This is a genomic window from Paraburkholderia sp. RL17-368-BIF-A (assembly GCF_046054045.1).
In the GTDB taxonomy this organism is placed as follows: domain Bacteria; phylum Pseudomonadota; class Gammaproteobacteria; order Burkholderiales; family Burkholderiaceae; genus Paraburkholderia; species Paraburkholderia graminis.
Map to the genome: position 1 here is coordinate 183,531 of NZ_JARESN010000008.1, position 19,710 is coordinate 203,240.

General features: G+C 64.3%; 15 protein-coding genes. 12 read left to right on the forward strand and 3 right to left on the reverse strand.

All coding sequences use genetic code 11. The features are described from left to right. Positions 1 to 421: 421 nt before the first annotated feature. Positions 422 to 3,649: a phosphoenolpyruvate carboxylase gene (ppc, locus tag P0D87_RS16460; RefSeq protein ID WP_053857698.1), complete on the forward strand. Its 3,228-nt coding sequence runs from the start codon at positions 422 to 424 to the stop codon at positions 3,647 to 3,649. A gap of 121 nt (positions 3,650 to 3,770) precedes the next feature. Here the strand turns inward: ppc and P0D87_RS16465 are convergent, their stop codons facing one another. Beyond that, complete coding sequence (locus P0D87_RS16465) at positions 3,771 to 4,523, reverse strand: class I SAM-dependent methyltransferase (protein WP_006048476.1); 753 nt, start codon at positions 4,521 to 4,523, stop codon at positions 3,771 to 3,773. Positions 4,524 to 4,713: 190 nt separating this feature from the next. On the opposite strand from P0D87_RS16465, the gene P0D87_RS16470 reads away from it, so the two are divergent. The 5 genes from P0D87_RS16470 to P0D87_RS16490 all read left to right on the forward strand — a co-directional run bounded on the left by P0D87_RS16470 (position 4,714) and on the right by P0D87_RS16490 (position 9,915). Continuing rightward, the gene (locus P0D87_RS16470) at positions 4,714 to 5,526 is read left to right on the forward strand and encodes a helix-turn-helix transcriptional regulator (RefSeq protein WP_006048477.1); all 813 of its coding nucleotides are present in this window, start codon (positions 4,714 to 4,716) and stop codon (positions 5,524 to 5,526) included. 255 nt (positions 5,527 to 5,781) lie between these two features. Continuing rightward, positions 5,782 to 7,188 carry an argininosuccinate lyase gene (argH, locus tag P0D87_RS16475; RefSeq protein ID WP_006048478.1) on the forward strand — a complete coding sequence of 469 codons (1,407 nt, stop codon included), beginning with the start codon at positions 5,782 to 5,784 and terminating at the stop codon, positions 7,186 to 7,188. A 177-nt stretch (positions 7,189 to 7,365) separates the two neighbouring features. After that, positions 7,366 to 7,902: an energy transducer TonB family protein gene (locus P0D87_RS16480; protein WP_053857697.1), complete on the forward strand. Its 537-nt coding sequence runs from the start codon at positions 7,366 to 7,368 to the stop codon at positions 7,900 to 7,902. 363 nt (positions 7,903 to 8,265) lie between these two features. Continuing rightward, positions 8,266 to 9,573 (forward strand): MFS transporter, encoded by a 1,308-nt coding sequence (locus tag P0D87_RS16485; RefSeq protein WP_029971900.1) that lies wholly within the window; start codon positions 8,266 to 8,268, stop codon positions 9,571 to 9,573. 162 nt (positions 9,574 to 9,735) lie between these two features. Further along, entirely contained in the window at positions 9,736 to 9,915 is a 180-nt protein-coding gene (locus P0D87_RS16490; protein WP_006048481.1) for a hypothetical protein, read from the forward strand. A 66-nt stretch (positions 9,916 to 9,981) separates the two neighbouring features. Here P0D87_RS16490 and P0D87_RS16495 read toward each other — a convergent pair whose 3' ends face one another. Next, positions 9,982 to 10,131 (reverse strand): hypothetical protein, encoded by a 150-nt coding sequence (locus P0D87_RS16495; RefSeq protein WP_165919805.1) that lies wholly within the window; start codon positions 10,129 to 10,131, stop codon positions 9,982 to 9,984. A 778-nt stretch (positions 10,132 to 10,909) separates the two neighbouring features. Here P0D87_RS16495 and P0D87_RS16500 point away from each other — a divergent pair. From P0D87_RS16500 to P0D87_RS16525, 6 genes are all read left to right on the forward strand, one after another. Beyond that, positions 10,910 to 12,373, forward strand: coding sequence for a chloride channel protein (locus P0D87_RS16500; protein ID WP_053857696.1), 1,464 nt, complete (start codon positions 10,910 to 10,912; stop codon positions 12,371 to 12,373). A 528-nt stretch (positions 12,374 to 12,901) separates the two neighbouring features. Further along, positions 12,902 to 13,450, forward strand: a complete 549-nt coding sequence (locus tag P0D87_RS16505) for a fimbrial protein (RefSeq protein ID WP_029971898.1) — start codon at positions 12,902 to 12,904, stop codon at positions 13,448 to 13,450. 258 nt (positions 13,451 to 13,708) lie between these two features. Continuing rightward, on the forward strand, positions 13,709 to 14,419 hold the full coding sequence (locus tag P0D87_RS16510) for a fimbria/pilus periplasmic chaperone (RefSeq protein ID WP_307252689.1): 711 nt from the start codon (positions 13,709 to 13,711) through the stop codon (positions 14,417 to 14,419). A 341-nt stretch (positions 14,420 to 14,760) separates the two neighbouring features. Beyond that, a complete protein-coding gene (locus tag P0D87_RS16515; RefSeq protein ID WP_321175783.1) occupies positions 14,761 to 17,460 on the forward strand; it encodes a fimbria/pilus outer membrane usher protein in 2,700 nt (899 codons plus the stop codon). 144 nt (positions 17,461 to 17,604) lie between these two features. After that, positions 17,605 to 18,630 carry a fimbrial protein gene (locus tag P0D87_RS16520; RefSeq protein ID WP_216649246.1) on the forward strand — a complete coding sequence of 342 codons (1,026 nt, stop codon included), beginning with the start codon at positions 17,605 to 17,607 and terminating at the stop codon, positions 18,628 to 18,630. Positions 18,631 to 18,788: 158 nt separating this feature from the next. After that, positions 18,789 to 19,325, forward strand: coding sequence for a fimbrial protein (locus P0D87_RS16525; RefSeq protein ID WP_216649247.1), 537 nt, complete (start codon positions 18,789 to 18,791; stop codon positions 19,323 to 19,325). A gap of 125 nt (positions 19,326 to 19,450) precedes the next feature. Here P0D87_RS16525 and minE read toward each other — a convergent pair whose 3' ends face one another. Continuing rightward, the gene (minE, locus tag P0D87_RS16530; protein ID WP_006048489.1) at positions 19,451 to 19,705 is read right to left on the reverse strand and encodes a cell division topological specificity factor MinE; all 255 of its coding nucleotides are present in this window, start codon (positions 19,703 to 19,705) and stop codon (positions 19,451 to 19,453) included. Positions 19,706 to 19,710: the final 5 nt, after the last annotated feature.

The following is a 19,710-nucleotide window of genomic DNA, read 5'->3' on the forward strand; positions in this document are numbered from 1 at the left end:
GCTCTTGCGTTCTCCCCCTCGGCTCGCCCGCCTGCCGCCCTTACGGATCAAGGCTCGAGTAGAGGTCGAAGGGGCGCCGTGCCGACGCGGTATCGATGGAGGAGACGGGCGTCGCGCCATGCGCGGCTGTCCAGCGCGTTGTGCGTGCGAAATGCGTGGGACTTGCGGCTGTGGTGTATCAGACTTCGCCGCGGCCTCTTCACGCACGGTCGTTCGCGCATCGCGGCGCCGCATGCGCGATGATTCAATGCGGCGCAACATGCGCCGTATGCGGACCTCGTCACGCGCGGCCATCCTCTCCGGCGTATCGCCATCGGTGCATACCGCTTCATGCAGTTCACGTTGCCGTTTCAGTGCAGTTCGAGTTCCGCAGTAGCAGTTCATCACTTAACAGACCCTGGCTTCCCTGAGGAAACCCATCGTGACGTCTTCCGGATCGGCGCGCTCCGCCCGCCGCAACACTGCATCGCCCAACGCTTCCACTGCCGACGTCGACGCGTCGACTGCTTCCGCCTCGTCCGCCGCGGACGCACACGCCACGCAACCGGCCAAAGCCAAACGCGCGACGACTGGCGCTAAGCCTGCGAAAGCCACGAAGGCCGCCACCGCCGCGAACGCCGCCAAAGCCATCAAGGCCGAGAAAACCTCGGTGCCCGTCAAAGCGGAAAAGACCGTCAAGACATCGAAGGCTGGCAAAGCGAACGAGGCCGCCTCCGCGATGAAGAACGGCAAAGCGAACGCGAAGGCGAAGACGAAGAGCAAAGCCGAAGACAACGCGGCGAACCTGCAAGCCGTGTCCTCGGAAAGCATCGTCATCGCCGCGCCGAAAACCAACGGCCGCACGCGCGACGACAAGGATCATCCGCTCTTCCAGGACATCCGCTATCTCGGCCGCCTGCTCGGCGACGTGCTGCGCGAACAGGAAGGCGACGCGGTGTTCGACGTCGTCGAAACGATCCGGCAGACGGCCGTGCGTTTTCGTCGCGAGGACGACAACGCCGCCGCGCAAACGCTCGACAAGAAACTGCGCTCGCTGAGCCCCGAGCAAACGGTCAGCGTGGTGCGCGCGTTCAGCTACTTCTCGCACCTCGCGAATATCGCCGAGGACCGTCACCGCAATCGCCGCCATCGTATTCACGCGCTGGCGGGCTCGGCGCCGCAGCCGGGCAGCATCGCTTATGCGCTGGAGCGGCTCGTCGAAGCGGGCGCCGCGGCAACGCCGGTGTTGCAGCAGTTTTTCAACAACGCGCTGATCGTGCCCGTGCTCACCGCGCACCCGACTGAAGTGCAGCGCAAGAGCATTCTCGATGCGGAGCACGACGTCGCGCGCCTGCTCGCCGAACGCGACCAGCAGTTGACCGACCGCGAACGCGCGCACAACGAAACGATGCTGCGCGCACGCGTCACGTCGCTATGGCAAACGCGCATGCTGCGCGACTCGCGGCTGACCGTCGCCGACGAAATCGAAAATGCGCTGTCGTACTACCGCGCGACCTTCCTCGAGGAAATTCCCGCGCTCTACGCCGATGTCGAAGAAGCGCTGAAGGAGCACGGTCTCGAAGCGCGCCTGCCGCCGTTCTTCCAGATGGGTAGCTGGATCGGCGGCGACCGCGACGGCAATCCGAACGTCACGGCCGAAACGCTCGAGCACGCGATCTCGCGCCAGGCCGAGGTCATCTTCGAACACTATCTGGAGCAGGTGCACAAGCTCGGCGCGGAATTGTCGGTGTCGAATCTGCTCGCCGGCGCGAGCGACGAACTCAAAGCGCTTGCGGAAAGCTCGCCGGATCGTTCGCCGCATCGCACGGACGAGCCGTATCGGCGCGCGCTGATCGGCATGTACACGCGGCTCGCGGCAAGCGCGCGCGTGCGTCTCGGCGAAGGCAGCGTGCCGCTGCGCAGCGCGGGACGCGGCGCAGCGCCGATTCGCGCCACGCCTTATGACGACGCCGCCGAATTCGCGCGCGACCTGCATGTGCTGATCGATTCGCTCGCCGAGCATCACGGTGCGCCGCTCGCCGCGCCGCGTCTCGCGCCGCTGGCGCGCGCGGCCGAAGTGTTCGGCTTCCACCTTGCGAGCATCGACTTGCGTCAGAGTTCGGACATCCACGAAGCAGTGATTGCCGAGCTGTTCAAGCGCGCGGGCGTCCACGACGACTACGCGGCGCTCGAAGAAAGCGAGAAGCTCGACGTGCTGCTCACGGAACTCGCGCAGCCGCGTCCGTTGCGCCTGCCTTACGCCGACTACTCGGATCTCGTGAAAAGCGAACTCGGCGTGCTGGAGCAAGCCCGCGTCACGCGCGAGAAATTCGGCGCGCGCGCGGTGCGCAACTACATCATTTCGCACACGGAGACGGTCAGCGATCTCGTCGAAGTGATGCTGCTGCAAAAAGAAACCGGCCTGCTGCAAGGGCGGCTCGGTGACGCGAACGATCCGGCCAAAGCGGCGCTGATGGTGATTCCGCTCTTCGAGACGATTCCCGACTTGCGCAACGCGCCGCACATCATGCGCGATCTGCTCGCGCTGCCGGGCGTCGATTCGATCATCGAACATCAGGGCAACGAGCAGGAAGTGATGCTCGGCTATTCGGACAGCAACAAGGACGGCGGCTTCCTCACGTCGAACTGGGAGTTGTACCGCGCCGAACTCGCGCTCGTGTCGCTCTTCAACGAACGCGCCATCACGCTGCGCCTTTTCCACGGACGCGGCGGCACCGTCGGCCGTGGCGGCGGCCCGACCTATCAGGCGATTCTGTCGCAGCCGCCTGGCACCGTCGACGGCCAGATCCGTTTGACCGAGCAAGGCGAAGTGATCGCGAGCAAGTTCGGCAACCCGGACATCGGCCGGCGCAATCTGGAAACGGTGGTGGCGGCGACGCTCGAAGCGTCGCTGCTGCCGCACGGCAATGCGCCCGCCGAACTGCCTGCATTCGAGCAAACGATGCAGCAGTTGTCCGACGCGGCGATGGCGTCGTATCGCGCGCTCGTGTACGAAACGCCCGGCTTCAAGGAATATTTCTTCGAGTCGACGCCGATCTCGGAGATCGCGGAGCTGAACATCGGCAGCCGTCCGGCGTCGCGCAAATTGCAAGACCCGAAGCAACGCAAGATCGAAGATTTGCGCGCGATTCCGTGGGGCTTTTCGTGGGGCCAATGCCGGCTACTGCTGACGGGCTGGTACGGTTTCGGCAGCGCGGTCGCCGCGTTTCTCGACGGCGCGCCGAGCGACGCCGAACGTGGGCGCCGTCTTGCGCTGCTCAAGAAGATGCACAAGAGCTGGCCGTTCTTCTCGACGCTGCTGTCGAACATGGACATGGTGCTCGCCAAGACCGACCTCGCGGTGGCCTCGCGCTACGCGGCGCTGGTGTCCGACAAGAAGCTGCGCAAGCATGTGTTCGAGCGGATCGTCGCGGAATGGGAGCGCACCTCGAAGGTGTTGTCGGAGATCACCGGCAAGAGCGAGCGGCTCGCGGAAAATCCGCTGCTCGCGCGCTCGATCAAGAACCGTTTTCCGTATCTCGATCCGCTCAATCACTTGCAGGTGGAATTGCTCAAACGCCATCGCTCGGGCGATACCAACGCGCGCGTGCGGCGCGGGATTCATTTGACGATCAACGGGATTGCGGCGGGCCTGCGGAATACGGGCTGAAGGTGCGCGGCGACGTTTGAGAATTGAGAACGTTGCTGCCGTGCGGTTGAAATAAAGCCGGGCGTCGATCGATTGTGGTCGCGTCCGGCTTTAGTTTTTTCTGCAAGCGATCGTGCCGCGCTTAACTCGCGTCGATCATCAACGCATCGAGCTTGAACGAGCCATCTTCCTTTACGTCGAAGTACTGCCGCACCTCATCCGGCGAACCGCGCCACAGCGACTGAATCGCCACGACACGCGGCTCCGGCGTGCGCATGCGCGCGATCCACGAACTGAATTCGAGGTCGATACGCCAGCGCTCGCGAATCGACGCCTTGAAGCCCGCGGCTTCGAACATCGCGATCCATTCGTCGGCACGGTAATCGCGAATATGCGAACCGTCGCGCAACAGTTCGATTGCCTGAATGTGCGTATCGAGCAGCGGATGATCGATGCCCGCAATGTCGATGAACAGCACCCTGCCGCCCGGCTTCAGCACGCGCCGCACTTCGGCAAGCGCGGGCGCCACGTCGTGCCAGTGATGTGCGCTCATGCGGCTCACGACCCAGTCGAAGGTGTGATCGCCGAACGGCAGTTTTTCGGCGGCGCCTTGCTGCGTGCGGATATTCGCGAGGCCGCGCTCCTTCGCCGCGCTTTCGACGATCGCGAGCATCGGCGCGGCGATGTCGTAGGCGACCACCTCTTGCGCATGCGGCGCGACGGCGAAGCTCGCGTGGCCCGCGCCGCAACCCATGTCCAGCACCGTCGCGCCCGGCGTCGCGGCGACCGCTTCGGCCAGCGTGCGCAGATCGGCGCCGGTGGCATGCGTCGGACTCGTCAAATAAGCGGCGGCGGTCGAGCCAAAGGCGTCGGCGACCTGATCGTGATGCTTCATGGATAGCTCCGGTTGTCAGCGTGGGATGTCGTGTCGTGTGAATCCGCGTGTAGCGCGCGGGCAGCGCGGCCTGCCGTTCGAGTCGCTACGCCGCTACAATAGAGCCCGCCGTGTACCGGTACAAGTTAAGCAATTATTCTGGTATCTATAACACCACCCCGCCACCCTCCCCACGCTCAGCAAGAACCGAATGACCCCGCCCTCTTCCGCCGACCAGCCGCCGCCGCTCGACGCCACGCCCGCCCGCGCGCTCGGCGACTTTATCCGCGCGCATCGCGAACGGCTGTCGCCGCAAGCGGTCGGCCTGCCGCCCGGCCCGCGCCGCCGCACGCCGGGCTTGCGCCGCGAGGAAGTCGCGCAACTGTGCGGCGTGAGTCCGACCTGGTACACGTGGATCGAGCAAGGCCGTCCGGTTTCCGCTTCCGCCGATGCGCTCGCGCGCATCGCCGTCGCGTTGCAACTGTCGCGCGCCGAGCGCGCGTATCTGTTCGAGCTGGCGGCGCAGCGCGATCCGGCCGAACCCGATCCGGCCGCCGCCGACGCGCCCGCCACGCTGCTCGAAACCGTGCAACTGGTGAACGCGCCGGCCTACGTGCTGGACCGTCAATGGAATGCGCTGGCGTGGAACGAGCGCGCGGCGGAGCTTTTCGTCGGCTGGCTCGACGGCGCGCACGACCGCAATCTGCTGCGCTACACGTTCACGGAAGCGGCGGCGCGCGAACTGATCGTCGATTGGGAAACGCGCGCGCGCCGGCTCGCCGCGGAGTTTCGCGCGGATTCGATCCGTCATCTGAACGATGCGCCCACGCGCGCGCTGATCGATTCGCTGACCGCCGCGAGCGACGCGTTCGCGCGCTTCTGGGCGTCGCAGGACGTCGGCGGCCGCGAAGGTGGACGGCGCGAATTCAACCATCCGCGCGACGGGCGGCTCGTCTACGATCAGATCACGTTCAAGCCTGCGCATCGTGAGGATTTGAAGCTGGTGGTGCTGGTGCGGGAGTGAGCGGTTGTGGTTGCAGCGCGTTGCATGACGTTGCGTCGCCCGGCGGCTTCAGCTCCTATGAATGGCGAGCATCAGGCCGTTCAATCGTCGGCCACGCCTCGCGCCAGTGTTAAAATCGCCGTCTTTCTTCGCTTCGGCGACGCTGCGCGCGGTCATGCCGCGTGCACTGCGCCGTCAGCCTTATCGCCGCTCGCTCAACCGCCAGGTAAGCACCGACTAAGCGCCACTTTAACCGCCGCATAACTGCCCAACACCATGACGTCCCAACTGCACAAAAAAGGCGAAGCCTGGTCGGCTCGCTTCTCGGAGCCGATGTCGGAGCTCGTCAAACGCTACACGTCGTCGGTTTTCTTCGACAAGCGTCTGGCGCTCGTCGACATCGAAGGGTCGCTTGCGCACGCCTCGATGCTAGCCGCGCAAAAGATCATCGCCGCCGACGACCTCGCCGCGATCCAACGCGGCATGGCGCAGATCAAGGGTGAAATCGAGCGCGGCGAGTTCGAGTGGCAACTCGACCTGGAAGACGTCCACCTGAACATCGAGGCGCGTCTGACCGCTCTCATCGGCGACGCCGGCAAGCGCCTGCACACGGGCCGCTCGCGTAACGACCAGGTCGCGACCGACATCCGCCTGTGGCTGCGCGGCGAGATCGACCGCATCGGCGGATTGCTGACGGAACTGCGCACCGCGCTGCTCGACATGGCGGAGAAGAACGCGTCGACCATCATGCCCGGCTTCACGCACTTGCAGGTCGCGCAGCCGGTCACGTTCGGCCATCATCTGCTCGCCTACGTCGAAATGTTTTCGCGCGACGCCGAGCGCATGCTCGACTGCCGCAAACGCGTGAACCGCCTGCCGCTCGGCGCGGCGGCGCTCGCGGGCACGAGCTATCCGATCGACCGTCACGCGGTCGCGAAAACGCTCGGCTTCGACGGCATCTGCGCGAACTCGCTCGACGCCGTCTCCGACCGCGACTTCGCGATCGAATTCACAGCGGCGTCGGCGCTCGTGATGACGCACATCTCGCGCTTCTCCGAAGAACTCGTGCTGTGGATGAGCCCGCGCGTCGGCTTCATCGATCTGGCCGACCGCTTCTGCACCGGTTCGTCGATCATGCCGCAGAAGAAGAACCCGGACGTGCCCGAACTCGCGCGCGGCAAGACCGGCCGCGTGAACGGCCATCTGATGGCGCTGCTCACGCTGATGAAAGGCCAGCCGCTCGCGTACAACAAGGACAATCAGGAAGACAAGGAACCGCTGTTCGATACCGTCGATACGGTGGCGGACACGCTGCGCATCTTTGCTGAAATGGTCGCGGGCATTTCGGTGAAGCCGCAAGCGATGCGCGACGCCGCGTTGCAAGGCTTCTCGACGGCAACCGATCTGGCCGACTATCTGGTCAAGCGCGGCCTGGCGTTTCGCGACGCGCACGAAGCCGTTGCGCTCGCCGTGCGGATCTGCGCGGATCGCGGCATCGACCTCGCGGACCTCACGCTCGAGGAAATGCGCGCCGAGTTGCCGAACGTCGCGCATCTGATCGGCGACGACGTGTTCTCGTATCTCACGCTCGAAGGCTCGGTCGCGAGCCGCAATCATCCCGGCGGCACGGCGCCCGAGCAGGTGCTGGCGGCGGTTCAGGCGGCACGGCAAGCGTTGAAGTAAAACGCGGAGCGCGCCGTTCTCCGGCGCGCAAATGCATGGCAGATTGCGAAGGCGAACTCGTTAGCGAGTTCGCCTTTTTTATGCGCGCGTGCGTGCTCAGCAAGGGCGAACGCGGATTGAAACCGCGCGGTTTTTGACTACCATCGAAACAGGTTCCGCTCTCTTTCGTGGTTCATCATGCTTACCCGCACGCGCTTCCTTCATCTTCTGACTGAATGCGGCGCTAGCCGCGGTTCGTCATCATGGCCAACGCGGCGCGGCACGGCGCTCGCGGCGTTGCTCGCGCTCGCCGCCGCCGGCTGCACGATCACGCCGCCGCCCCGCGCGGTCGTCCCGACGCCGCCCGCCGCGGTCAACAGCGCGACGCTCGATCAATACCGCGAGGCCGTCGCGCGGCGCATCGTCGAGCGCAATCCTTCGTATGTGCTGCGCGGCAAGCCTCAGGCGATGCTGCGCTCGCTCGTCGTGGTGTCGTTCACGGTCGACCGCAATGGACATGTGGTGGACTCGTCGGTGTATCGCACGAATGGCGACGACGAAGCCGAAGGCACCGCGCTCGCCAGCTTGCGGCGCGCGTCGCCATTGCCGTTGCCGCCGGGCAAGCTGCTGAACGGCCGCGGCCAGCTCGAACTGTTCGAAGACTGGCTTTTCAACGACGACGGCAAGTTCCAGTTGCGCGAACTCGCGTCGCCACAGGCGCTGACCATCGACTGAACGCGGCCTGGCTGATCGGCCAGCCGCCTTGCTGCGCACGCGCCGCGCTCGCTATAATTTTCCGATTCCCTCGCCGGAGCACTCCGGCACGGCTCAGGCCGCCTGCTCATCCGCGGGCGTGCTAGCAGCCGATCCTGGCGGCGCCGCGCCATCCGCGCGCGCCGTGCAAGCGCTTTGTGCTTGATGCCGTGGCGTGCTGGCGTGTGTTGCACGCGGCGCGGCGCGAGCCTCTATCATCGACACGAGCGCGCCACCACCTCAACAAAGATGCCGACTGATCTTGCCGCTGTCCGCGACTGACCGCGGTCGACCGCGCCGCTACCAGGCGCAGGCAGCCGGCATCAAGAAACATGGAGACCCTGCATGTCCACATCGCCGATTTCCGCGGCCAAGCCCAATGCGGCCGGGCAGACCAACAGCGCGCGGATCATCTTCGCGAGCTTCATCGGCACCGCGATCGAGTTCTACGATTTCTATGTCTATGCGACCGCCGCGGCGCTCGTCATCGGCCCGGTGTTTTTCCCGCATGGCTCGGCGACGGCGCAGGCGTTGTCCGCCTTCGTCACGTTCGGCATTGCCTTCGTCGCGCGGCCAATCGGCTCGTTCCTGTTCGGGCATTTCGGCGACCGCATCGGCCGCAAGTCGACGCTCGTCGCCTCGCTGCTCGTGATGGGCGTGTCCACGACGCTGATCGGCTTCGTGCCGGGCTACGACTCGATCGGCAGCCTTGCGCCGATCCTGCTGTGCATCTTGCGCTTCGGCCAGGGCATCGGCCTCGGCGGAGAATGGGGCGGCGCGGCGCTGCTCGCCACCGAAAACGCGCCGGCCGGCAAGCGCGGCTGGTTCGGCATGTTCCCGCAACTCGGGCCGTCGATCGGCTTTCTCGCGTCCAATGGCCTCTTCTTCGCGCTCGCGATGTCGCTCACCGACGAGCAGTTCCGTAGCTGGGGCTGGCGCGTGCCGTTCCTCGTCAGCGCGGTGCTGGTCGCGCTCGGCCTTTACGTGCGCCTGAAGATCGCTGAGACGCCGGCCTTCCAGGCCGCCATCGAACGGCAGGAGCGCGTGAAGGTGCCGATCGCCACGCTGCTGTCGCGGCATTGGCTGCCCACCTTGCTCGGCGCGCTCGCGATGGTGGTCTGCTACACGCTGTTCTACAACGCGACGACGTTCTCGCTGTCGTATGGCGTGTCGGTGCTGCACATTCCGCGGCAGACGTTCCTCGGGCTGCTGTGCGTCGCCGTCGTGTTCATGGCGCTCGCCACGCCGCTGTCGGCATGGGCAAGCGACCGCTATGGCCGCAAGCCGGTGCTGATCGTCGGCATCGTCGCGGCTGTGCTGTCGGGCTTCACGATGGCGCCGCTTCTCGGCAGCGGGCAAACGTCGCTCGTGCTGCTGTTCCTCGTGATCGAACTGTTCCTGATGGGCGTGACCTTCGCGCCGATGGGCGCGCTCCTGCCCGAGCTTTTCCCGACCAACGTGCGTTATACCGGCGCGGGCGTGTCGTATAACCTTGGCGGGATTCTGGGCGCGTCGGTGGCGCCGTACATCGCGCAAATGCTGGCCGCGCGCGGCGGCTTGCCGTGGGTCGGCGCGTATGTGTCGATTGCCGCGGCCGTCAGCATGATCGGCGTGCTGTGCATGCGCGAAACGCGCGACTCGCGGATGATGTGACGCGAGCGGTCCGCGAAGCGGCGCGCTTGAGCGGCTGATCGCTCAGGCGGCTGCCTCGCGGCGCTTTGCTTTGCTTCGCTGGGTGAATCCTCTGTCTTGCGCGTCTTTTTGACTTGCCTATACTCGAATTCAAATAACCCCATCGCAAGCAGGGAGGCCCGCATGAATTTCCATCTTCACAATGCGGATGTCGTGATGATCATCGCGCTCGCGCTTCTGTGTTCGTTGCTGCTCGCGCTGCGCTTCAAGCCGGCCAGTTGGAAAGGCATTGTCGTCGAGGCGCTGGCGGCAAACGCGGCTGCCATTACGGCCGTGCTCGCGTTCGAAATGCTGATTGCCTGACGGTCCGCCGCGCTCTTGCCTGAGGGTGCTTCGCGACGGGCCGCCGGTTGAGTCGGCTCAACTGTCTTAGCGGTAGTAATAGCCGTGATGGTGGTAATAGCCGCCACCGCCACCACCACCGCCGTAGTAATAGCCCGGCGCAGGAGCGACGATGCAGCCGCCCAGCATGCTTGCGAGCACGGTGCCGGCGATCAGGGTGAGGATCAAGCGTTTCATGTCGTTCTCCGTCGAATCAGATTATTCGAGCTCAAGCCCCGAATGACTCGATTGAACACGACGCGCGCCTGCCTGAACGTTGCCAGTTGTAAGGGAAGATCACGCCGGTGTTACAGGTTCGCCGACGCCGGCGGGCTTTGCGAAGCGCTTTCCACCAAGCGCCGACATTCTCGAAACAACCGACGAAAACACCGCCTATACTGACTTGCATGTGCCAAGCGCCGACGCCGCCTTGCAGGCGTTGCGCCGCGGCGTGGCAAAGATGAGAGCGAGCCCGCCGCCACACGGCTCGCAACCGGCCCATGTGGGCGCATTGGTGGCACGAACCGGCACGAACCGGCGCGAGCCCCACGCGCAACCGGCGTGACGGCCAACGAAAAGCGACAGATTTAACAACCGTGTAATGCGGCAACACGGCGTGTAATCCGCATCCTCTTCGCCCGACGTTCCCCGACGCGGGCGTTTCAGGGCGTCACGTGACAGGGCCGGTTCGCATAGGCACTCTGCGCGTGACGCCCTTTTCTTTTGAGCAAACGATTGCGCGGCCAAAGCCAACCGCGCTCAAGCCGCGGCCGAGCCCTGCTGTGCGGCGAGAGTCTGCGTTGGCCGCGAATGGAATAGTCTTTGCTGAACCGGGCAAAGGCCGTCCAGCGGATTAACAACGGCGTCCTGCAGCGCTCGCCTTACAACATGCCTTTTCACTCTATTTCACCAGGCTTTCATACGTTTTAGAGCCATCCGCGGGCTTTATACTTTCCCCTTTGCTTCCCAGATACTCATGCCACGAGCGCAACCTTTTCTTTCTTCCGGGATTCTGCGTCGAGGCAAGCGCCTTTGGCGTCAATACGGCATTTTCTGGCTCGGCGCGATCGCGGTCGGACTCGTCGCGGTGCTTTACGCGCGGCTGATCGACTGGGGCTACGACGAATTCCGCGCGGTGCAGCGCGAGCATGTGTGGGCGCCGCTCATCATCACGCCCGCCGTGGCCGCGCTCGCCGTGTGGCTGACGCGCAAGTTTTTCCGCGGCGCCGAGGGCAGCGGCATCCCGCAAGTGATCGCCACGCTTCATGCGAAGCCCGGCGAATATGGCGCGCGGCTGCTGTCGTTTCGCATCCTGCTCGGCAAGATCGCCGTGTCGTTTCTGGCGATTCTCGGCGGCTTCACGATCGGCCGCGAAGGTCCGACGGTGCAAGTGGGCGCGGCGCTCATGTTCAATCTGCGCAGGCTTTATCCGCGCTCGAATGCGCTGATCGAGCGGCAACTGGTGCTGGCCGGCGCGGCAGCGGGTTTGTCGGCGGCTTTCAACACGCCGCTTGCGGGCATCGTGTTCGCCATCGAGGAACTGACGCGCAGTTTCGAAGCGCGCGCGAGCGGCGTGCTGATTACGGCGATCATCATCGCCGGCGTGATTGCGCTCGGCCTGAACGGCAACTACACGTACTTCGGCACGATTCAGATCGGCGCGCACTTTCCGAACCTGCTTGCGCTCGCGGTGCTGCTGACGGCCATCGTCACCGGCATTGCGGGCGGCGTGTTCGGCTGGCTGCTGCTGAACACCGCGCGCTGGATTCCCGCGCCGCTGCGCCGCTTGCACGGCGAGCGGCCCGTCGTGTTCGCGGCGTTGTGCGGCCTGGTGATAGCGGTGGTCGGCATCGTGTCGGGCGGCACCACGTTCGGCAGCGGCTACGCGGAAGCGCGCGGCCTGCTCGACGGACATGAACAGCTCTCCGTGTTCTATCCGTTTCTCAAGATGATCTCGATGGTCGGCTCGTACCTGCCCGGCATTCCGGGCGGCATCTTCGCGCCGTCGCTGTCGATCGGCGCGGGCTTCGGCAATCTGCTGCACATGGTGTTCGGCTCGATGCAACTGCCGATGCTGATCGCGCTCGCGATGGTCGGCTATCTCGCGGCCGTCACGCAATCGCCGATCACGTCGTTTGTCATCGTGATGGAGATGATCAACGGCCACGCGCTCGTGATTTCGCTGATGGCCACCGCGCTGATCGCGAGCCGCGTGTCGCGCATGTTCGCCCCGGCGCTTTACGAGGCGCTTTCCGAGCGCTATCTGGCGCCGCTGCCGCGTCCGGCACCCGCTCCGGTGCCGGAGGTGCCGGAAGTGGATGCGCCGGAGGCGGCGGCGGCGGCGAGCGGTGCTGAGGGTTCTGGTGAGGCGTCGGGCGATGCTTCGGCTGATGTGTCGATTAATGCGGCCGGTGAGGCGCCCGGCAAACACACCGACTAAAGACGGCCCGGCCTCGGGTTCCCGGTAAGCGGCGTTCGCGCGTCGCTTCATTCGCGACGCGCGTCGACATGCGCGCTGCCAGAAAATCCTGTCACGCCACGCAAAGACCGACGACCCGATCGCCCCCCCGCACCACGCGTCTGCCGCCAGGAATTCAGCGATCCCGAGATTGACGCCACCGCCGCGCCCTACCACCTTCGCGCAATCTTCATCTTGGTCTAGAGCAACCAAAGTCTGTCGCCAGCTAACAAGCTGACGTCGCGTCGTCACGTCCGCTCGTCAGAAACACGACCCCTTAGACGCCCGCTTGCAAGTTTGCAAACTATGCACTGACTTTTAGGACTGGTCCGATAAATCAGTCTACCTAATTACTTAATAATCTGTCCGCCCTTACGGGAAGCTTAGCGACTCAACCTCGGGATTCGGCAGCCAAGACCGAAAAATCGCCGGCGCCGGCGCGTGTTCCGGTTCGGTGCGCTATGTGTCGTTCATCAACCTACCTCGGTCAACACCCTGGAGTACATCTCAATGAAAAAAATCGCATTCCCCCTGATCGTCGCGGCAATGGGTCTCGTTGCTTCAGCAGCGCACGCTGCACCTGCCAGCAACGGCGGCGTCCTGACCATCACCGGCCAGTTGACGGCGAACACCTGCACGGTGAGCGGCAATGGTCAGGGCAACAACTTCGCGGTCACGCTGCCGACGCTGTCTGCCGCGACGCTGTCCGCCGCGGGTTCGACGGCAGGCTCGACGGGTTTTAACATCGCTCTGAGCGCCTGCACGCCGTCGACGGGCACCGTCCACACGTTCTGGGAATACGGCGCGAACACGCTGGCCGACGGCAACCTGCGCAACAACGGCACCGCCGCGAACGTGGAAGTGCAACTGGTCGACTACAACGGCACGCAAAAGGTCCTCGACGTCAGCAAGGCCGACGGCGCGCAGAACGCACAAACCGCCACGATCACGGGCGGCAGCGCAAACCTGCAATATGCGGCGCAATACGTGTCCCCGGCCGGCGGCGCCACCGCTGGCAGCGTGACGACCAATGTCACGTACTCGATGATCTATCAGTAATCAACATGCTCTGAACGACAACTTCGCGTTACGTCGTTTTTTAGTATGACTAAGCACATGCGGCGTTATCCGCGCCGCGTGTCGCTACAGCCGATGAGGCCTGTATGCGATTGCTTATCTGTCCTTTCAGGCATTGACTCGCTGTGGGAGCGCCGATGTCCTGGCGCGCGGCGCCGCGCAATCTTCGCGGCGCCATTTCACCGAAGTCCGTTTTTCAGGTTGAGCGTTATGAATATCCGCAAACTCCTTGGCAGCGCAATGACCGCTAGCGTGCTCGCACTGGGCGCACTGCTGCCCTTCTCGGCGCATGCTTCTGTCGTCATTGCCGGTACGCGTGTCGTCTATAACGCGACGGACAGCGAAGTCACGCTGAAGCTCTCGAATGTCGGTAAGTCCCCCGCCCTCGCGCAGGTGTGGCTTGACAAGGGCGACCCGAAAGTCGACCCGAGCAAGCTCGACCTCCCTTTCGTGCTGACGCCGCCGCTGGCTCGCATCGATCCGGACAAGTCGCAGACCATCCGCATTGCCTATACCGGTGAAGCGATGCCCAGCGACCGCGAAACCCTTCTGTGGTTCAACTTGCTGGAAGTCCCACCCAAGCCCGCAGCGGCAGAGGTTGGAGCGAACTATGTGCAGCTCGCGTTCCGCTCGCGCCTGAAATTCTTCTTCCGTCCGGCCGGCCTGCAAGGCAAGGCCGACGACGCACCGGCCAAGCTCGTATGGCGCCTCGGCACGCATGACGGCAAGCCGGCCCTGCTGGTCTCGAATCCCACGCCGTTTCACGTCACGATCATCGAGGCCCTCGTCGGCGAAGGCCCGAATCCGGCGAAGTTCGACGAAGGCGGCATGGTCGATCCTGGCGGCGAGCTTGCGCTGCCGCTGTCGGCCACGCCTGCTGCCGGCAAGGTCTCATTCACGACCCTCAACGACTACGGCGGTCCCATGAAACACGAGGCGACGCTGCAATAAAGCCGTGGCCTGCCAGAGCGCGGGTGAAACGGATCGACGCTGCGAAGGAATCCGAACTTTCGTCAGCCGGACGGGGTGCGTCGGGTCGAAATGACCCTGGCGCGCAAACAGGATCAATTGTCGCGGTCAGCGGGTGCGTGCCGATGTGTTGACAGTCGGCCGGGCGCCCTGTTGCCCGCGATTCCGGCACCACCATGAACAATAGCAATTCGAAATCCAGTTCCCGGCGCGCTCAGGCCGAGCCGTTATCCTTGAGCCGGGCTAGCATCGCCGTTCTGCTGGCATTCACCGCCGCACGCGCGCATGCCGATGGCCTGTCAATCGGAAAGACCCCTCCGTCGATGGCGTCCCTGCTTCCCGCGGAAGCCGGGCGCACGCCGCAATCGCTGCCCGACCCAACGATGACTCCCGCGCCGGACTCCGCGGATGCCGCCCCACGCGCCGTCGACGTGGCGCAAGCCGGGGCATCGTCGGACATGCAGGCGGGCCGTCACCCCGCTTCGCCCGATAGCCAGGCCGTCAACACCGCGCATCCGGCGATGGCCTCGCGGCTCCCGCCCAGCGAGATCACCGCTTCCACTTCCGCCGCCGCGCCCCAGACCGTCGAGTTCAACTCGCAGTTCCTGACCGGCAGCGGCGCGGCCAACGTCGATATTTCGCGGTTCGACCAGGGCAACGTCGCCTTGCCGGGACACTACCGGGCGGCGCTCTATGTGAACGGCGTCTGGATTGGCGTAGCGGATGTTAACCTGCGTGAACTGAACGGCCAGAAGCGCAACGTCCAGCCGACGTTCGACCGCGACCTGCTTACGCGCGCGGGCGTGGACCTCACGCGTCTCACCGACGCTGCACGCGCCAAGCTCGACAGCGCAGCGAATCAAGGCGCCGCGGCGCTGCTGCCGGACCTCATCCCGCAAGCGACGGCGAGTTTCGACGCGGGCGAGCAGCGCCTCGACGTGACCATTCCGCAGGCCATGATGAGCCGCAACGCACGCGGCTGGGTCGACCCCAAGTTCTGGGACGACGGCGTGCCGGCCGCGACGCTTCAGTACAACGCCAACCTGTATCACACGAACGGCAGCGGCCTGTCGACCACGCAGGGCTATCTCGGCATCAACGCGGGCGTGAACGTCGGCGCGTGGCGCTTCCGCTATAACGGCAACGTCACGAGCGGCAACATGTCGGGCACGCATCTGCAAAGCATGCAGACGTACCTGCAACGCTCGTTCGAACCCATCAAGAGCCAGTTGACGATCGGCGATTCGTACACCGACGGTACGATCTTCGACAGCTTCGGTGTGCGCGGCGTCCAGCTCACCACCGACGACCGCATGTATCCCGAGTCGCAGCGCGGCTATGCGCCGACTGTGCGCGGCATCGCGAACAGCAATGCGAAGGTCGAGGTCAAGCAGAACGGCAACATCATCTACACGACCACGGTCGCGCCGGGGCCGTTCGAGATCAACGATCTTTATCCCACTGGCTATGGCGGCGACCTCCAGGTCGTCGTGACGGAAGCCGATGGCAGCCAGCATGCGTCGGCAGTTCCGTATGCGGCGCCAGTGAACGCGCTGCGCGAGGGTCGCTGGCGCTATAGCACGGCGCTCGGACAGTACCGCAACACGAGTCTGCGGAACCATCCGGTTGTGTTCGAGGCCGGTGTGCAGCATGGCCTGAACAATTTCGTCACGTTGTATGGCGGGACGATCGTCGCGGAGAATTACGTCTCCGGCGCGATTGGTGCGGCACTGGATACGCCGATCGGCGCGTTCGCGGCCGACCTGACGCAGGCCAACTCGAACTTCAGGAACATTCCGGGCCGCAACGGACAAAGTTTGCGGATTTCGTATTCGCGCGTCATCGCGCCTACGGACACGAGCGTCACGCTCGCCGCTTATCGCTACTCGACCAGCGGCTTCCTGAGCGTGCAGGACGCGATGAATCTGCGCGACCTGGCGCTGCGCGGCATCCCCAATACGAACGGCGGCATCCAGAAAGGACGGCTTCAGCTCACGCTGAACCAGAACCTGAAGTCCTGGGGCTCCATCTACGCTTCCGGCTTCACGCAGAACTACTGGAACAAGCCGAATCGCGATACGTCGTTCCAGGTTGGCTACAACACGAACGTCGGGCGGGTGGGCGTGGGCGTGTCGGCGTCGCGGGAACTCGACATCAACACCACGCGCTGGAACAACCGCGTGATGCTGAACCTCAACATTCCGCTCGACATCGGTTCGAAAGTCGCCAACACGACGACGAGCTTCGCCCACGACTCGCGCGACAACAGCAATCAGATTCAGGAAGCGTTCACGGGCGCAGCCGGCGTCGACAACGAGTTCAATTATGGCGTCTCGACGGGCTACGACTCGGCGAGCGGCAACGGCGGCAGCATCAACGCGAATGCGGGCTATCTGAGCCGGTACACGCAGGTGCGCGGCAACGCCGGCTATTCAGGCGGCTACACCCAGGCCGGCGCAGGACTCTCCGGCACGATCGTCGCCTATCCGGGCGGCGTGGTGCTCTCGCCGCAGACGGGCGACACACTCGCGGTCATCGAAGCGAAGGACGCCGTGGGCGCGCGCGTCGCCACCGCGCCAGGCGTACGTGTCGATGACAACGGACTCGCTGTCGTGGCCGGCATGCAGCCGTACTCGCTGAACACGGTCGAGATCGACACCAAGGGCCTGCCGATGGGCGTCGATCTGAAGAGCACCGAACAGCACTTCGCGCCGACAGCGGGTGCCGTCGTGCGCGTGAAGTTCGACACCGAGAATCGCGGCCAGGCGACGTTGCTGCGCCTGAGCCGCCCGAATGGCGATCCGGTGCCGTTCGGCGCCGACGTGCTCGACGACAAGGGCAACAACGTCGGCATGGTCACGCAGGGTAGCCGCGCGATGTTCTACACCAAGGCAGTGACAGGCGAGTTGCTCGTCAAGTGGGGCCAGGGCGTTGGGCAGTCGTGCAAGATCAGCTACGGACTGCCCGTCGCGCAGAAAGACAAGCCGGCGGCAACGGTGTTCTCGGACGCGAGCTGCAATTGAACGAACGCGAACAATCGACGGCCTGGCGAAAGCCCGCTCGGAGCGATGACAGTGTCATCGCGACCGACGCGGCTTGCCATTGAGCGACCATAGACAAGGTATTGTATGAACGCTTTTAAGAGATTCCTTTCCCGATCCAGACGCTTGCATCTGACGATGTCGTGTCTGATGGGACTTCTGTGCGGCGCAGTAAGCCCGCTCGCCCACGCCGATAGTTGCACGAATGGCGGGCAGACCGTCACGTTGCCGTTTCCGTCTACCCTGACCGCACCCAGGGATGCCGTGGTCGGCGCCGTCATCTCGCAGTGGGTATCCACGCCGTGGCAAAGCTTCTCGTGCAGTTCGACCAAGCCCCAGGCCGGTGCCGTGATTACGGCGTCATTGCTGATGTCGTCCAACACCGGCTATACGGTGTCGTACTCCGGTTTTACATTTCCGGTGTACGCAACCAACTATCCGGGCATTGGCATTGCGGTCGGTTGGCAGGACATGGAGGGGTCCAATATATTCAACAATGGGCCTTTGGCGACAGCAACTCCGGGCTATGGCTACAACGGCAATACAACGCCGCGAGGCATGATCTACGCTGCGTTCGTTAAGACTGGCCCGATCAGCGGCGGAACGCTCGCGGGGCAATCGGTCGGACAACTGACACCGGGTACGATTTCCTACACGACGACGCCTCCGAATAATGCGACGTGGTTTTACTCGCAGTCTGACACAACCGTATTCCCGACGCTTAACGTGGTGAACGCCTCGTGCACCACCCCGGACGTCTCCATACCGCTCGGCACGTTTCCTACGACAGGCTTCACTGCGATCGGCCGAACGACCACTACCGCCAACTTCAGCATCAGTCTGAACAACTGCCCCGCCGGCATGAATTCGATCAAATACCGGATCGATCCGACGACGACCGTGCTGAACAGTTCGCAGTCGGTGGTGGCGCTCGACAGCACTTCGTCGGCCACAGGCGTCGGCGTGCAACTGCTCAACAGCGCCGGCTCGGCCGCGTTCCCGCTCAGCAGTCTGCAGACGTTCAGCGGCTATAGCTCGAGCACGAGCGGCAGCTATACGATTCCGCTGGCCGCACGTTACTACCAGACGAGCGCCACGGTTACGCCTGGTCCGGCCAATACGTCAATGACCGTGACCATGCAATATCAGTGATTCCGCAGGCAGACAGGCGCGGCAACGCCGACGCAACGAACCGGACCTATGCAACGGTCCGGCTCATTGCACGTTTTGCAGCGACTCGACGCCCCGCAGGGCCGCATTTGCCAAACGACGCAGCGGCCCCTTCCACCCTCAAATTGAACAACCCGACCATGCGAAAGATTTTGATGCTCCTGGCCGCTTCCGCCGTGATCGCCGCGATGGGCGCGGGGTCCGCCGGGTCCGCCCTCGCGGCGGACGCGAACCTGAACTTCACCGGTCTGATCACGCAGCCGTCCTGCACCGTGGATAGCTCGACGGCCAATCAGACCATCAGTCTGGGCAGCGCGCCGATCATGAATTTTCCGGCGATCGGAAGCACCGGCAACCCGACCGCATTCAGTCTGAACCTGCTGAATTGCTCGCCGGGCACGGCGGTGACGATGTCGGTGGCGGGAACGATAGATACGGTTGCGAGCGTGTTGCAGAACACCGGTACTGCCACGCAGGTGGGCGTGCAGATTCTGAAGGCGGCCACTGTGGGCGCGACGACGGGCACGCCCGTCACGCTCAACAGTACGAGTTCGCTCGGCACGGTCGACAACACCAATACGATGACCGTTCCGTTCGTCGCGCAGTTCTACCGGCTCGGTACTTTGACGGCCGGCTCGGTGACGACAACCGCAACGGTCAACTTCACGTACAACTGATCGGCTGGGGTCAGTCGATCAGGTCGATCAGATGGATCAGCAGACGCCGCATCGACCGGCGCCGCTCTGCCTTGTGAATATCGGCCGGATGGCGCGCGAGCCGCGCGCCAGTTCCTGCGAGCCCGTCAGGTCTGCGGGATCTCGATCTTGACCTCGAGCACCTCGAGGTCGTCCTGACGCTCGAGGCTCACGCGGATGTCGTCATCCGAGATCCTCACGTACTTCGAAATCACGGCCACCAGTTCGCGTTGCAACGCAGGCAGATAATCGGCGGGAGCATGACCGCCGGCGCGCTCGTGCGCGATGATCAACTGCAGGCGTTCCTTCGCTACCGACGCGGATTTCTTCTTCTCGCCCAGCAAAAACGAAAGAATCGACATAACGT